Source organism: Candidatus Methylomirabilota bacterium, from assembly GCA_035315345.1.
GTDB lineage: Bacteria > Methylomirabilota > Methylomirabilia > Rokubacteriales > CSP1-6 > CAMLFJ01.
On the sequence record DATFYA010000033.1, the window covers coordinates 1 to 14,923 of the forward strand.

General features: G+C 71.9%; 11 protein-coding genes. 10 read left to right on the plus strand and 1 reads right to left on the minus strand.

Annotated elements, in window-relative coordinates:
* Nucleotides 1-3,153, plus strand: a 3,153-nt coding sequence (gene glnE / locus VKN16_04585; protein ID HME93474.1) for a bifunctional [glutamate--ammonia ligase]-adenylyl-L-tyrosine phosphorylase/[glutamate--ammonia-ligase] adenylyltransferase, incomplete at its 5' end; no start/stop codon positions are given.
* A 1-nt stretch (nt 3,154) separates the two neighbouring features.
* Here the strand turns inward: glnE and murA are convergent.
* Nucleotides 3,155-4,447 (minus strand): UDP-N-acetylglucosamine 1-carboxyvinyltransferase, encoded by a 1,293-nt coding sequence (gene murA / locus VKN16_04590; protein ID HME93475.1) that lies wholly within the window; start codon nt 4,445-4,447, stop codon nt 3,155-3,157.
* Between the two features lie 125 nt (nt 4,448-4,572).
* Between murA and polA the strand changes: the two genes are divergently transcribed.
* The 9 genes from polA to VKN16_04635 form a co-directional block, all read left to right on the plus strand.
* On the plus strand, nt 4,573-7,143 hold the full coding sequence (gene polA, locus VKN16_04595) for a DNA polymerase I (protein HME93476.1): 2,571 nt from the start codon (nt 4,573-4,575) through the stop codon (nt 7,141-7,143).
* Nucleotides 7,140-7,775 carry a dephospho-CoA kinase gene (gene coaE, locus VKN16_04600; GenBank protein ID HME93477.1) on the plus strand — a complete coding sequence of 212 codons (636 nt, stop codon included), beginning with the start codon at nt 7,140-7,142 and terminating at the stop codon, nt 7,773-7,775. The genes polA and coaE overlap by 4 nt, the downstream gene beginning before the upstream one ends.
* The gene (gene rsmA, locus VKN16_04605; GenBank protein HME93478.1) at nt 7,772-8,647 is read left to right on the plus strand and encodes a 16S rRNA (adenine(1518)-N(6)/adenine(1519)-N(6))-dimethyltransferase RsmA; all 876 of its coding nucleotides are present in this window, start codon (nt 7,772-7,774) and stop codon (nt 8,645-8,647) included. Before coaE ends, rsmA begins: the two co-directional genes overlap by 4 nt.
* Before the next feature lie 156 nt (nt 8,648-8,803).
* Nucleotides 8,804-10,474 carry a ribonuclease J gene (locus tag VKN16_04610; protein ID HME93479.1) on the plus strand — a complete coding sequence of 557 codons (1,671 nt, stop codon included), beginning with the start codon at nt 8,804-8,806 and terminating at the stop codon, nt 10,472-10,474.
* Nucleotides 10,474-12,744, plus strand: coding sequence for a DNA translocase FtsK (locus tag VKN16_04615; protein ID HME93480.1), 2,271 nt, complete (start codon nt 10,474-10,476; stop codon nt 12,742-12,744). The genes VKN16_04610 and VKN16_04615 overlap by 1 nt, the downstream gene beginning before the upstream one ends.
* Entirely contained in the window at nt 12,734-13,441 is a 708-nt protein-coding gene (locus VKN16_04620) for an outer membrane lipoprotein carrier protein LolA (protein ID HME93481.1), read from the plus strand. Before VKN16_04615 ends, VKN16_04620 begins: the two co-directional genes overlap by 11 nt.
* 16 nt (nt 13,442-13,457) lie before the next feature.
* Complete coding sequence (locus VKN16_04625) at nt 13,458-13,955, plus strand: YajQ family cyclic di-GMP-binding protein (GenBank protein ID HME93482.1); 498 nt, start codon at nt 13,458-13,460, stop codon at nt 13,953-13,955.
* A 162-nt stretch (nt 13,956-14,117) separates the two neighbouring features.
* A complete protein-coding gene (locus VKN16_04630; protein ID HME93483.1) occupies nt 14,118-14,474 on the plus strand; it encodes a plastocyanin/azurin family copper-binding protein in 357 nt (118 codons plus the stop codon).
* Between the two features lie 20 nt (nt 14,475-14,494).
* The coding region (locus tag VKN16_04635; GenBank protein ID HME93484.1) for a copper amine oxidase at nt 14,495-14,923 on the plus strand (429 nt) is incomplete at its 3' end.

The window sequence follows — 14,923 nt, forward strand, 5'->3', positions numbered from 1 at the left end:
GATGGCGGACAACCGCGGGCCGTCGACCTGCATGGCCCCCGCACTCTCCCGGTCGGCGGTCGGCCGGGTGCGGATGGCGGACAACCGCGAGCCGTCGACCTGCTCGCGGCGGCGCCGGACGATCGGCGCGCGATCCAGTACCTGAAGCGGGCCGGGTTCGCGGAGCCGGCGGCCGCGCTGCGCAACCTGCACGCGCTCACGCCGACGCCGCGGGAGGCCGCGCTGCTCGCCCCCGCGCTGCCGGGGCTGCTCGCCGCGCTCGCCGACGCCCCCGATCCGGACATGGCGCTGAACAACCTCGAGCGCCTGGCCGCGCAGGGGGAGCACGTCGCGTTCCTCCGGCTCATCACCAGCCATCCCGGCGCCATCCATCTGCTCGCCCGGCTGGGAGGTACCAGCCAGTTCCTCGCCGACACGCTGCGGCGATATCCGACCCTGCTGCCCTGGCTGCTCGAGCCGCGGACGATGCGACAGTGGCTGGTCGACGAGCTCGCGGCGGATCTGGCCGCGAGCCTGCGGGTCGTCGATCGGCCCGAGTCCAGGATGAACGCGCTGCGGCGCTTCAAGTATCGCCAGCTGCTGCGGATCGGCAGCCGCGATATCCTGGGCGACGCCGATCTCACCGTCACCACCGAGGAGCTGTCGCACCTGGCCGACGTGTGCCTCGCCGCGGCCTGGGACTGGACGCGCGCGCGGCTCGAGACGCTCTACGGTCCGCCCATCGGCCCCGACGGCGAGCCCACCGGCCTCGCGGTGATCGGGATGGGCAAGCTGGGTGGCGAGGAGCTCAACTACTCCTCGGACATCGATCCGATCTTCGTCTACGGCGAGGACGGTGAGACCGCGGGGGGCGAGGCGGGACGCGTCGCCAACGGCGAGTTCTTCGCCCAGGGCGTGCGCGGCATCGTGGAGGCCCTCGAGTCGGTGACCGAGGAGGGCCACGTCTTCCGCGTCGACCTGCGCCTGCGGCCGGAGGGCCGCTCGGGCGCCCTGATCCTGTCCATCGCCGGCTACCGCGCGTACTTCGCCGATCGCGCCGCGCTCTGGGAGCGCCAGGCCCTCATCAAGGCGCGCGCGGCCGCGGGCGATCCCGCGGTGGCCGCCCGCTTCTTCGAGGCGGTCCGCGCGTTCGTGTACCGTCCGGGACTCGATCCCGCGATCGTGGGCGAGGTGCGCGGGATGAAGACGCAGATCGACCGCTCGCTGCGCGGCAAGGACGCCGAGCACCGCAACGTCAAGCTCGGCCGCGGCGGCATCCGCGAAGTGGAGTTCCTGGTGCAGGCACTGCAGCTGCTCTACGGCGGCGACGATCCGTGGCTGCGCGAGCGCAACAGCCTGCGCGCGATCTTCCGCTTGACCGAGCGCGGCTATCTGCCGCCCGCGCTCGGGCGCGAGCTGGGCGACGCGCTGGTGTACCTGCGCACCGTCGAGCACCGGCTGCAGCTCGTCAACGAGTTCCAGATCCACACGCTGCCCGAGGAGCGGCGCGCGCTCGGCCTGCTCGCCCGGCGCATGGGCATCGCGCGGCCACCCGCCGCGGCGGCCCGCGAGTTCCTGGCGCGTCACCGCCGCATCACCACGCTGGTGCACCGCGCGTTCCGTGACTTCTTCGCGGCGGCGCCCGCCGCGGCGGCCCCGCCGGTGCGCATCCCGACCTACACCGCGCTCAAGGCCACCGGCTTCACGGATCCCGACCGCGCGCGCCAGAACCTCCGGCTCGTCCTGGAAGGTCGTCCCCTCATTCCGTATCCGGCCGCGGCGGGCCGCGCGATCGCCCGCCTCTTTCCGGTGCTGCTCGACGCGCTCTGGCAGAGCCCCGATCCCGACGAGGCCCTCGCCCAGCTCGAGCGGTTCGTCGCGGCCGCCGGCCCGCGGACCGCCTATCTGGAGCTGCTGGCCGACCGGCCGGACCTGCTCACCAACCTGGTGCGGCTCTGCGCGCGCGGCGAGCTGCTCACCGAGCTCTTGATGGCCCAGCCGGAGCTGCTCAACGGGCTCGCGAGCCCGGAGACCTTCGCGGCGCATCGGAGCAAGCGCGAGTTCCGCGCCGATCTGGCCGCGGTGCTGGCGCCCCGGCTCGATCCGGCGGAGCGCAAGGACCGGCTGCGGCGGCTCAAGCAGGCCGAGGAGCTGGCGATCACGTGGCGCATGCTACTCGGGGTGACCGACGCCGAGCGCTTCTCGCGGGAGATGACCGCGCTGGCCGAGGCCGCGCTCGCGGTGGCCTGGACGCTCGCGCTCGAGGAGACCGTCGAGCATTTCGGCGTCCCGCGCGATCCGGCGGGCCGGCTGGTCCCCGCCGCCATCATCGGACTCGGCAAGTTCGGCGGCCGCGAGCTGACCACCGGCTCCGACCTGGACCTGTTCGTGATCTACGGCGGAGCCGGCGTCACCGACGGCGCCGAGGCGGTGGAGGCCCACGTCTTCTACGACCGCACCGTCGAGTCGCTCACCGGCTGGCTCGGCGACATCACCGCGGCGGGCATCGTCTTTCCGGTGGACCTGCGCTTGCGCCCGGGCTCCAAGGGCAGCGGCTTCGCCTCCAGCGACGAGGCGCTCGAGCGCTACTACCGCGAATGGGCGGATCCCTGGGAGCGCCAGACGCTGACCCGCGCCCGGCTGGTGGGCGGCGACCCCGCGCTCGGCCGGTCGGTGCGCCGTCGGATCCGCGGACTGCTCTACGGCCCCGACGCGCCGCCGCCGGACCTGAGGGAGATGCGCATGCTCCGCGACCGCATGGAGCGGGAGCTGGGCAAGGAGACGCCCGGGCGCTTGCATGTCAAATTCGGGCGCGGCGGGCTGGTGGACGTGGAGTTCACCACCCAGGCGCTGCAGCTGCGGCACGGGGCCCGGCATCCGGCGATCCGTCGCGCCAGCACGCTGCCCGCGATACGGGCGATGGGGGCGGCCGGGCTGCTGCCGGCCGCCGACGCCGACACGCTGGCCGCTCAGTACCGGTTCCTGCGGCGCGTCTCCCTCGGACTGCGCCTCTTCGGCACGCGGCCGTCGGACACCCTCGAGGTGGCGGGTCCGAACCCGGCCCGGCTGGCCAAGACGCTGGACTACCCGTCGCGGAAGGACTTTCTCGAGGACTACCGGCGCCGCACCACCTGGGTGCGCGCGCTGTTCGACCGCGTCGTCATCCCGATCTGAATCAGGCCCCCGCGTCGCGGGTGATGCGCGCGCCCAGCGCGAGGAGGCGCTCGTCGATCCGCTCGTAGCCGCGGTCCACCTGGTGTGCGTTCATGATCACCGAGGTTCCGCGCGCGCAGAGCGCGGCTCCGATCAGGGCCATCCCGGCCCGGATGTCGGGCGACACGATCGGCGCGGCCCGCAGCTCGCTGGGTCCTACCACCACCGCCCGATGTGGATCGCAGAGCACGATCCGCGCCCCCATCGCGATCAGGCTGTCCACGAAGAACAGGCGGCTCTCGAAGAGCTTCTCGTGGATCAGCACGGTGCCGTGGCTCTGGGTGGCCAGCACCAGCGCGAGGGAGGTGAGATCGGCCGGGAACCCGGGCCACGGCGCGTCGTCCACCTTGGGGATGGCCCCGTCGGCCTCGACGGCGATGCGCAGCTGCTGCGGGCCGGGCACCACCAGGGTGGTGCCCTCGAGCGTCGTCTCGACGCCCAGGCGCTGGTAGGCGAGTCGGATCATTCGCAGATCGTCGGGCACCACGTCGCGGATCTTCAGGTGTCCGCCGGTCATGGCGGCCAGGGCCACGAAGGACCCGATCTCGATGTGATCCGGGCCGAGGCGATGGCGGCCGGGCCCGAGGTCGCGCACGCCGTCGATCGTGAGCTGGTTCGTGCCGATGCCGCCGATGCGCGCGCCCAGGCCGTTGAGGAAGTGGCACAATCCCTGGACGTGCGGCTCGCTGGCCGCGTTCAGGATGCGGGTGGTGCCGTCGCCCAGCGCGGCGGCCATCACCGCGTTCTCGGTGGCGGTCACGCTCGCCTCGTCGAGGAAGATCTCGGCGCCCTGGAAGCGGCCGTCGAGGGTCAGGTGGAGCGCCGGGCCCGGCTCGACCCGCGCGCCGAGGCCGGTCAGCGCGAGGAGATGGGTGTCGAGCCGCCGCCGGCCGATCCGATCACCGCCCGGCGGCGGCAGCACCGCGCGGCCGGTGCGGGCGAGGAGTCCCGGCGCCAGCAGCACCGAGCCGCGCAGGCGCGACATCACCGTCGGGTCGGGATCGTGGCCCTTCAGATGGGTCGCGTCCAGCCGCGCGGTGCCCCGGTCGTCGAGCGCGACCTCCACCCCCAGGTGGCGCAGCCCTTCCAGCAGCGCGGCCACGTCCCGGATGCGCGGCACGTTGTCGACGACCACCTCCCCCTTCACGAGCAGGCAGGCCGCGAGCACGGGCAGGGCCTCGTTCTTGTTGCCGGCCGGCGTCACCGTCCCGCGGAGCGGATGGCCGCCTTCCACCAGGAATCGATCTCCAGTCACCGGGGTCTCCTCGTTCTGGTATCGGTCGACCGCGCGAGCCTGCTGTCTTCAACCGTAGACGCCGCCGCGGATTTCTGTCGAGGGAAAACGTTGCGCCGCCCGGTGTATGATCCCGTCGTGCCGGCATGACCGAACGCCTCTTCATCCTCGACGGACCCGGCTTCCTGTTCCGCGCCTACCACGCGCTGCCCTTCCTCTCCACCTCCCGCGGAGAGCCGAGCCATGCCGTCTTCGGCATGTCCACCATGCTCTGGAAGCTCCTGCGCGAGGACAGCCCCGACTTCTTCGCGGTGGCCTGGGATCCGCCCGGCAAGACGTTCCGCGAGGAGCAGTTCGCGGCCTACAAGGAGACGCGCGCGCCGACTCCCAACGATCTCCGCGTCCAGATCCCACGGGTCAAGACGCTCTTCGAGGCCCTCCACGTGCCGGTGCTCGAGGTGCCCGGCTTCGAGGCCGACGACGTGCTGGGCACGGTGGTCGAGCAGGTGCGTGACCGGCCGCTCGACGTCGTGCTGGTGACCTCGGACAAGGACATGCTCCAGCTGGTGAGCCCGCGGGTGCGGGTGTTCTCGACCACCGGACGCGGCGGCGATCGCGTCGTCTACGACGAGGCGGCGGTGAAGGCCAAGTGGGGCGTGGAGCCCGCGCAGATCCCGGACATCCTGGCCCTGATGGGCGACTCCATCGACAACATTCCGGGCGTGCCCGGGGTGGGGGAGAAGACGGCGGCCAAGCTGATCGGTCAGTTCGGCTCGGTGGAGCGCCTGTACGAGAACCTGTCGCTGGTGCCCGGCAAGCTCCGCGAGACGCTCGCGGCCAACCGCAAGCAGGCGCTGCTCTCCCGCGAGCTGGCCACGGTGAGCACGCGGGTGCCGATCACCCTCGACCTCGAGATGGTGCGCCGGCGCGAGCCGGACTGGGACCGGCTGCGCACCCTCTGGACCGAGATGGAGTTCTACACCCTGCTGCGCCAGCTGCCGGCCCAGCCCGCGCCCGAAGCGGGCGGTGACGAGACGCCCACGATCGGGGACGCGGAGGGCCTCGCGCGCTTCCTGGCGGAGGTGCCGGCGGGCGAGCCGATCGCGGTGGAGTGGGTGGGGGATGCGGCGCCGCCGGATCCCACGGTGCGGGAGATCGGCCTGTATCACGCGGCCGCGGGCGCCGCGGTGGTGATCTGCGGCAGCGTGGCGGACGACGGCTGCCGGTGGGTCGTGGAGGGGCTGGCCGGGCGCACGCTGATCGGTCACGATGTGAAGGCGCTGGCCGAGTGGTGGCTGGCTCGCGGTGCCGCGCTGCCACCGCTCGAGGACACCGCGGTCGTGGCATACCTGCTCAATCCCGCGCGCACCAACTACAAGCTCGAGGAGGTCTGCGCCGAGCTGCTGGGCCAGGGCCCGGGGGTGGCGCGCGCGGGTACGCGAGCGCGCTGGATCGGCGACCTCTGGGCCATGGCCCCGCGCGCGCTGGAGGAGGTCGGGCTGCTGCGCCTCTACGAGGACATCGAGCGGCCGCTGATCGCGGTGCTGGCCGACATGGAGCGCCACGGCATCCGGGTGGACCGGGCGCGGCTCGGCGAGTTCTCGCGCGAGCTGGAGATCCACCTCGACCGGACGACTCGGGAGATCTATCAGCTGGCCGGCGAGGAGTTCAACATCGGCTCGCCGAAGCAGCTCGCCTACATCCTGTTCGAGAAGCTCAAGCTGCCGCCGGTGAAGCGCACCAAGACCGGCTACTCGACCGACGCCGACGTGCTGGAGCAGCTGGCCATCGGCCACGAGCTGCCCGCCCGCATCGTCGAGCACCGCACGCTCGCCAAGCTCAAGTCCACCTACGCCGACGCCCTGCCCACCCTGGTGAACCCGGTGACCGATCGCATCCACACCTCGTTCAACCAGCTGGTGGCCGCGACGGGACGGCTGTCGTCGTCGAACCCAAACGCCCAGAACATCCCGGTGCGCACCGAGCTGGGCCGGCGCATCCGCGCCGCCTTCGTGCCCGAGGCGGGCTGGCGGTTCCTGGCCGCCGACTACTCGCAGATCGAGCTGCGCATCCTGGCCCATGTCTCGGGCGAGGAGAGCCTGGTCGAGGCGTTCCGCCGCGGCGAGGACATCCACGCGCGCACCGCCTCCGAGGTGTTCGGCGTGGCGCTCGACGCGGTGACCGACGAGCAGCGCGACATCGCCAAGACCACGAACTTCTCGGTGATCTACGGGGTCACCGCGTTCGGGCTCTCGCGCGGCCTCGACATCTCGACCAGGCAGGCCCAGGAGTTCCTCGATCGCTTCTTCGCGCGGCATCCCAAGGTCAAGGCGTACCTCACGCGCACGGTCGCGGAGGCCCGCGAGCGCGGCTTCGTCACCACGCTGCTCGGCCGCCGGCGCTACCTGCCGGAGCTGCGCAGCGGCAACCCCAACCTCCGCGGCTTCGGCGAGCGCATGGCCACCAACGCGCCCATCCAGGGGACCGCGGCCGACCTGGTCAAGATCGCGATGGTGCGGATGGCGGAGCGGCTGCGCGCCGAAGGCCTGCAGAGCCGGATGCTGCTGCAGGTTCACGACGAGCTGCTCTTCGAGGCGCCCGCCGCGGAGGTGGAGCGGCTGCGCACGCTGACGGTCGAGGTGATGGAGTCCGCGCTGCCGCTCGACGTGCCGCTCAAGGTCGACGTCAAGGTCGGCGACGACTGGGCGGCGGTATGAGGCGCTTCCTGCTCGTCGGCCTCACCGGCGGCATCGCCACCGGCAAGAGCACGGTCACCGCGCTCCTCGCCGGGCCGAGCGTCCGCGTGGTGGATGCGGACGCGCTCGCCCGCGAGGTCGTGGAGCCGGGCACGCCGGCCCACGCGCAGATCGTGGCCGAGTTCGGCCGGGAGGTGCTGAAGCCCGACGGCCGCCTCGACCGCGCGCGGCTGGGCGAGATCGTCTTCCCGGACGCGGCCCGGCGCAAGCGGCTCGAGGCGATCACCCATCCGGCGATCCGGCGGCGCTTCGAGCAGATCATGGCCGATCTGGAGCGCGCCGGTTTCGACGGGCTCCTGATCTGGGACGCGGCGCTGCTGGTCGAGTCGGGCGGCACCAAGAACATGGATCGCGTGGTCATCGTCACCACCGACCCCGCCACCCAGCTGCGGCGGCTCGTGGAGCGTGACCGCTGCACCGAGGAGGCGGCCCGGGCGCGCATCGCCAGCCAGATGCCGCTCGCGGTCAAGGCCCGCTACGGCGACTACGTCATCGACAACTCCGGCACGCGCGAGCAGACCGCGGTCCGCGTGCGCGAGGTCTACCGCGCCCTCCTGCAGGACCTCCACGCGCGCCAGGCGCGGGCGGGGTGAGCCCGCGGCGAAACGCGCGCGCGGCGGCGTCCCCGCCGGCACGGCGGCCCGCGACGCGCGGGCGCACCCGTGCGCTCGGGCAGCACTTCCTCCGCGACCGCTCCGTCGTCGACCGCCTCCTCGATCTGGTGCGGCCGACCGCGCGCGACCTGGTGGTCGAGATCGGCCCCGGGCGGGGCGCGCTGACCGAGGCGCTGGCTTCGCGCGCCGGGCGGCTGATCGCGCTGGAGATCGACCCGGAGCTGGTCGGCTCGCTGCAGGCCCGCTTCGCGGGCGCGCCCCACGTGGAGATTCGCCACGCCGACGCCCGCCGGTTCGATGCCGGCCGCCTCCGGGCCCTCGTGCCCCATCCGGAGGGACGCGTGGTCGTGGTCGGCAACCTCCCGTACAGCGTGGGCAAGCCGATCCTCGCCGCTCTGGTGGATGCCGGCCCGCAGGTCGACGCGATGGCGCTGATGCTCCAGAAGGAGGTCGCCGAGCGGGTGGCGGCGGCGCCCGGCAGCAAGACCTACGGCGCGCTGTCGGTCCTGACCCAGGCCGCCGCATCGGTGCGGCTGGCGTTTTCGGTGCCGCCGGGGGCCTTCAGCCCGCCACCCCAGGTGGAGTCGGCGGTCATCCACCTCGAGCCGCATCGCGAGCCGCCGGTCCCGATCGCCGATCCCTCCCGCTTCGGCGCGGTGGTTCGGGCTGCGTTCAGCCAGCGCCGGAAGAGCCTGGCGAACGCGCTGGCCGCCGGGCTCGCGATCTCCGCCGATCGGGCCCGCCGGCTGGCTCGGGAGGCGGGCATCGATCCGGGCCGCCGGGCGGAGAGCTTGTCGCTGGCCGAGTTCGCCCGGCTGGCCGCCGTACCGGACGGGTCGGCGCAGGGGTAACGGTCCGGATCGGTCGTAAAGCTCGATGATGCAGCCGGGCGGGAGCCGTCCCGTTCCTTGGGCCCGCCGCCGCCCCGGTGGTACGATCAAAAGGCCGTCGTGAACACCACTTACAGACCAGAGCCCGTTCCCATCGATACGCCCGGCGAGCCCGCCGTGCGGCTCATCCCGCTGGGCGGTCTCGGCGAGATCGGGCTCAACATGATGCTGGTGGAAAGCGGCCCTGACATCCTCGCGGTGGACTGCGGCCTGCTCTTCCCCGACGACGAGATGCCCGGCGTGGACTTCGCGATCCCCGACTTCACCTACCTCCGGGAGCACCGCGCGGCCTTCCGGGCGGTGATCCTGACCCACGGCCACGAGGACCACATCGGCGCGCTCTCGTACCTGTTGCGCGAGTTCCCGGTCCCGGTCTACGGCACGCCGCTGACGCTGGCCATCGCGCGGCACCGGCTGGCCGAGAACGAACTGCTGGAGCAGGCCGACCTCCGGTCCTACGCCCCGGGCGATCGCATCGTCGTCGGCGGCTTCACGGTCGAGCCGATCCGGGTGACCCACTCGATCGCCGACGGCATCGGCCTGGCCATCGAGACGCCGGTCGGCACCGTGGTGCACACCGGCGACTTCAAGCTCGACCGCCGGCCGGTGGACCACCAGCAGCCCGACTACTCGCGCTTCGCCGCGCTCGGCGAGCGGGGCGTGCTCGCGCTCTGCTCGGACTCGACGAACGTGGGGCGGCCGGGCCACACCGGCTCGGAGACCGAGGTGGGGCGGGCCCTGGCCGGCCGCTTCGCGGAGGCGTCGGGGCGCATCATCGTCGCCACGTTCGCCTCGCACATCCACCGGATCCAGCAGGTGCTCGACCTGGCCGCGCGCTGCGGGCGGCACGTCGCGCTCCTCGGGCGCAGCATGGTGGCCAACGTCGCGGTGGCCACCGAGCTGGGCTACCTGCGGGTGCCGGAGGGATTGATCCGGCCGCTGGAGGATCTGGCCGAGCTGCCCGCGCAGCGACAGGTCATCCTCTCGACCGGCAGCCAGGGCGAGCCCAACTCGGCGGTCTCGCTGATGGCGGCGGGCGAGCACAAGTACGTGCAGGCCGGCACCGGCGACCTGGTGATCTTCTCCTCCCGGGTGATCCCGGGCAACGAGCGCGTGCTCGGGCGCGTGATCAACGCGCTGCTGCGCCGCGGCGCCGAGGTGCTGTGGGAGGACGTGGCGTTCGTCCACGTCTCCGGCCACGCGAGCCAGGAGGACCTCAAGGAGATGTTGGCACTCACCCGGCCGCGGTACTTCGTGCCGGTGCACGGCGAGTACCGGCATCTGCTGCAGCACGCGCGGCTGGCCGAGGGCGTCGGCATCCCGAAGGATCGCATCTTCCTGATCGAGGACGGCTGGGGCCTCGAGGTCACCGCGTCGGGGGCGCGGGTGCTGGGCCCGTACCCCGCGGGCCCGGTGCTGGTGGACGGCAAGGGCGTCGGCGATGTCGGCAGCGTGGTGCTCCGCGACCGGCAGCTGCTGGCCGAGGCGGGCATGCTGGTGATCGCGCTCACCGTCGATCGCGTCACCGGCTCGATCGTGGCGGGACCCGAGATCGCCTCGCGCGGGTTCGTCTACATGAAGGAGGCGGACGCCCTGATGGACGAGGTGAAGGGCGCGGTGCGGGAGGCCCTGGCCACGCGGCAGGAGCCCAAATCCAACGCGAGCGTCGCGCCGCCGGCCTTCGATCGCGAGCTGGTGGGCGCGATGGTGCGCAGCGCCGCGCGCCGCTTCATCAACCAGCGGTTCCAGCGCAAGCCGGTGGTGCTGCCCGTGATCCTGGAGGTGTGATGGCCGAGAAGGCGACGATCGAGAAGATGGTGCCGGACCGCAGCCCGAATCGGAACGGCCAGCCGGCGCGCGACGCCTCGAGCGACGGCGCCGCGAAGCGCCGGCCTGCGGCCCCGCGCAGACCCAAGGGCGAGCCCGGCCGCTGGGTCCGGGAGGCCAAGGGCATCCTGGCCCTCGCCCTGGCCGGGTTCGGGTTCGTGGCCCTGTACGCGTACGATCCCATGCTCCATCGGCTCGATCAGTCGAGCCCGGTGGGGCCGGTCGGCGGCTGGCTCGGCTGGGCCTCGTTCCACGCCTTCGGCTACGGCGGCTATCTGTTCCCGGTGCTGCTGGCGCTGTACGGCGTGTCGGCCTTCGTGCGGCCCCGGGTGGCCCACGGCTGGCAGGCCGCGGTCGGTCTCGCGATCCTGCTCGTGAGCGCCACCGGCATGCTGGCTCGCGCCTCGGACACGCTCGGCCAGTATCGTCTCCACAAGGGCGGCCTCGTGGGCTGGGCGGTGTCGGAGGGGCTGCGCCTCTCGATCGGCACGGTCGGCACCTGGATCATCCTGCTCGCGCTGATCCCGCTCGGCGTGCTGTTCGTCACCCGCATCCCGTACAGCGTGCTCTCGCGCATGCTCCGCGCCCGCTTCGGACGCGGGCGCCGGCCCGAGACGAGGAAGGAGCGCAGCGCCGCCGCTGCGGTCGCGGATGTGCCGGTGCCCGCGGTGGCCGCCGCGGCCTGGCCGTCGGCCGAGCCCGAGGCGCCCAAGCTCGTGGTGAAGGAGCCGCCCAAGGCCAAGTCGGGGCTCGCCGAGAAGGGGCTCGCGTGGCAGGAGACGTTCGACTTCGGCAAGGGCGGCGAGCAGGCGTTCAAGCTGCCCGCGGTCGGCCTGCTGGCCGCGCCGCCGGCTTCGTCCCTGTCGCGCACGCGCGAGGAGCTGGAGACCAACGCGCAGACGCTGAAGAAGAAGCTGCACGACTTCGGCGTGGACGGCCACATCGTGCAGGCGAGCCCCGGCCCGGTCATCACCTCCTACGAGTTCGAGCCCGCCTCCGGCGTGAAGGTGAGCCAGGTGGTGAACCTGGCCGACGACCTGGCCCTGGCCATGAAGGTCGCGGCGGTGCGCATCGTGGGGCCCATTCCCGGGCGCGGCACGGTGGCGGTGGAGGTGCCGAACCCGGAGACCGCCACCGTCTACCTGCGCGAGATCCTGGTGAGCCAGGAGTTCGTGGCCACCAAGGGCCGGCTGCCGCTGGCCCTCGGCAAGGACACCACCGGCAATCCGGTGATCGCGGACCTGGCCGCGATGCCGCACCTGCTCATCGCGGGCTCCACGGGCAGCGGTAAGTCGGTCGGCCTCAACACCATGATCTGCTCGCTGCTCTACAAGGCCACGCCGGCGGATGTGCGCTTCCTGTTGATCGACCCGAAGCGGCTCGAGCTGGGCGTGTACGAGAAGATTCCGCACCTGCTCGCGCCGGTGGTCACCGACGCCAAGGAGGCCTCGGCGCGGCTGAAGTGGATCGTGGGCAAGATGGACGCGCGCTACAAGCAGCTGCAGGCGAAAGCGGTCCGCAACATCGAGGGCTACAACAAGGAAGTGCCGCCCGAGGAGCGGCTGCCCTACTGGGTGGTGGTGGTCGACGAGCTCGCCGACCTCATGATGGTCTCGGCGGGCGAGGTGCAGAACTCGCTGATCCGCCTGGCCCAGATCGCGAGAGCGGTCGGCATCCATCTGATCGTCGCCACCCAGCGGCCATCCGTGGACGTGGTCACCGGGCTCATCAAGGCGAACTTCCCGACCCGCATCGCCTTCCAGGTGGCGTCGAAGGTCGACTCGCGGACGGTGCTCGACAGCAACGGGGCCGAGCAGCTGCTGGGCCGCGGCGACATGATCTTCGTGCCGCCCGGGGCGAGCCGGCAGATGCGCGTGCACGGCTCCTGGGTCTCCGACAAGGAGGTCAAGGCCATGTGCGAGTTCCTCCGCACCCAGGGCTCCGCGGTCTACGAGACGGTGGAGCTGCCCGCCGAGGAAGCGGGCGGGGGTGGCGGCGGTGGCGAGGACCGCGACGACGTGTACTGGGACGCGGTGAACCTCGTGGTGGCGCAGCGGGCCGCGTCCATCTCGTTCCTGCAGCGGCGTCTCGGCCTCGGCTACCCCAAGGCCGCGCGCTTCATCGATATGATGGAGCAGGACCGCATCATCGGGCCGGGGCAGGGAGCCAAGCCGCGCGAGATCCTCGTCGGTCCCGAGTACCTGGCCAAGCGAGGCCGCAGTGCGAGCTGAAGCCGAAGGCGAGGCGAGCAATAAGAACCAAAGAGCGGGTTGGTGCTTCCTCCTCGCATGTCTGCTCGGTGCCTTTTGCCTGCCGAGCTCCGCCCACGCCCAGTCCCTCGACGAGGTCGTCACCGGCGTCGAGTCCACGTACGGCAAGATCACCGACCTCCGCGCCGAGTTCGTCCAGACCGCCCGCAACAAGAGCCTGGGTCAGGACATCAAGGCCGAGGGGACCGTGCTGCTCAAGAAGGGCGGCAAGATGCGCTGGGACTACAAGAGCCCGGCGCCGCAGCAGATCGTCTCCGACGGGACCTCGCTGTGGGTCTACACGCCCGAGCTGAACCAGGTCAACAAGGGCAACGCGCCCAAGGCGCTGGCCGGGCCCGCGGGCAGCTTCCTCTCCGGCCTCGGCAAGATCCGCCAGGAGTTCACGGTGCGCTTCCTGAACCCGGCGAACCCGCGCGACGGCGCCGGCCGGCCGGTGCTCGACCTCACCCCGAAGCAGCCCACCCCGCTGCTCACCCGCCTGGTGATCGCGGTGGATCCGAAGGACTACGTGGTCCGCGAGGCGGTGCTCTACGACCAGTTCCAGAACACCGTGACCATGACCTTCAACAAGGTCGTCATCAATCCGGGACTGAGCGACACCCTGTTCGCATTCACGCCGCCGAAGGACGCGGCGGTGGTGCCGCTCGACCCGCGCTAGCGAGGCGCCGACGCCGATGGCCGCCGAGAACAGCTTCGACATCGCGTGCAAGATCGACATGCAGGAGGTCACCAACGCCATCGATCAGGCCCGACGTGAGATCACGACACGCTACGACCTGAAGGGAGCCAAGAACGAGATCACGCCCGAGAAGATGGACATCGTGCTGTCGTCGAGCGACGACATGAAGCTCAAGGCGGTGCTCGACATCCTGCAGTCCAAGCTCCACCGCCGGGGCATCGACCTCAAGGCCCTCACCATCAACGACCCGGAGCCGGCGGGCGGCGGGCTCATCCGCCAGAAGGTCACGCTGCAGGACGGCGTGCCGATGGAGAAGGCCAAGGAGATCGTGCGACTGGTCAAGGACTCCAAGCTGAAGGTCCAGGCCTCGATCCAGGAGAAGCAGGTGCGCGTCACCGGCAAGAACCGCGACGACCTGCAGGCGGTCATCGCCATGCTGAAGGCCAAGGACCTCGGCATCGCGCTCCAGTTCACCAACTACCGCTCCACGTAGCCTCCGGCTCCCAGCCGGCGCCACCCTCCAGGCGGCGCGGGGTAATCCCCCGCGCCGCTTTCGTTTTCTCCGCTCGCCCGCCCGGGCAATCCGATCCCGACCCGTCTTCCGTAGAAGGGGGTGAAGGACGGACGCCGGACACCCGGTGAACAGGAGGACGCGATGGGCGGCAAGGGATTCGGCAAGAGGATCGGCAGGACGGCGCTGGCTCTGGTGGCAGGTGTCGCCGCGCTCGGGGCGGCCGCGCCCGGGCCGTCGCAGTCGGGCGTGACGGTGCGGCTCTTCCAGTTCACCCCCGGCCAGATCGAGGTCCCGGCCGGCACCAGGGTCACATGGACGAACCAGGACGACATCGCGCACACCGTCACGTCGGGCACTCCGGAGCGGCGCGAGGATCGCTTCGACGCGGCGCTGGCCGGCAAGGGCGCGACCGCCAGCGTCGAGCTGCGCGAGCCCGGCGTCTATCCGTACTTCTGCAACCGGCATCAGTCCATGCGCGGTGAGATCCGAGTCAAGTAGTCAGCGAAAGGAGAACGACCATGACACGCACGGTGCTTCGACTGATCGGTGGGCTGGCCCTGGCCGCGGTGACCGCGATGGGCGTGAGCCCGGTGTGGGCGGCCCGTCTGAACCCGCCAACCTCCTCCACGCCGGCCGCGGGGCTGCGGGTCGGCCTCAACGCGCTGCTGAGCGAGCACGTCTACCTCGCGGCCGCCGCCACCAACGCGGCGCTCGGCGGACGCCAGCCCGAGTTCGAGGCGGCCGCCGCCGCGCTCGACGCCAACTCGGTGGACGTGGCCAAGGCGATCGGCTCGGTCTACGGCACGGAGGCGGAGCAGGCGTTCCTGCCGCTGTGGCGCAAGCACATCGGCATGGTGGTGGACTACACGATGGGGGCGGCCACCGGCGACCGCGTCAAGCAGGACCGAGCGGTGGCCGACCTCGTCGGCTACACCGAGGACTTCGGG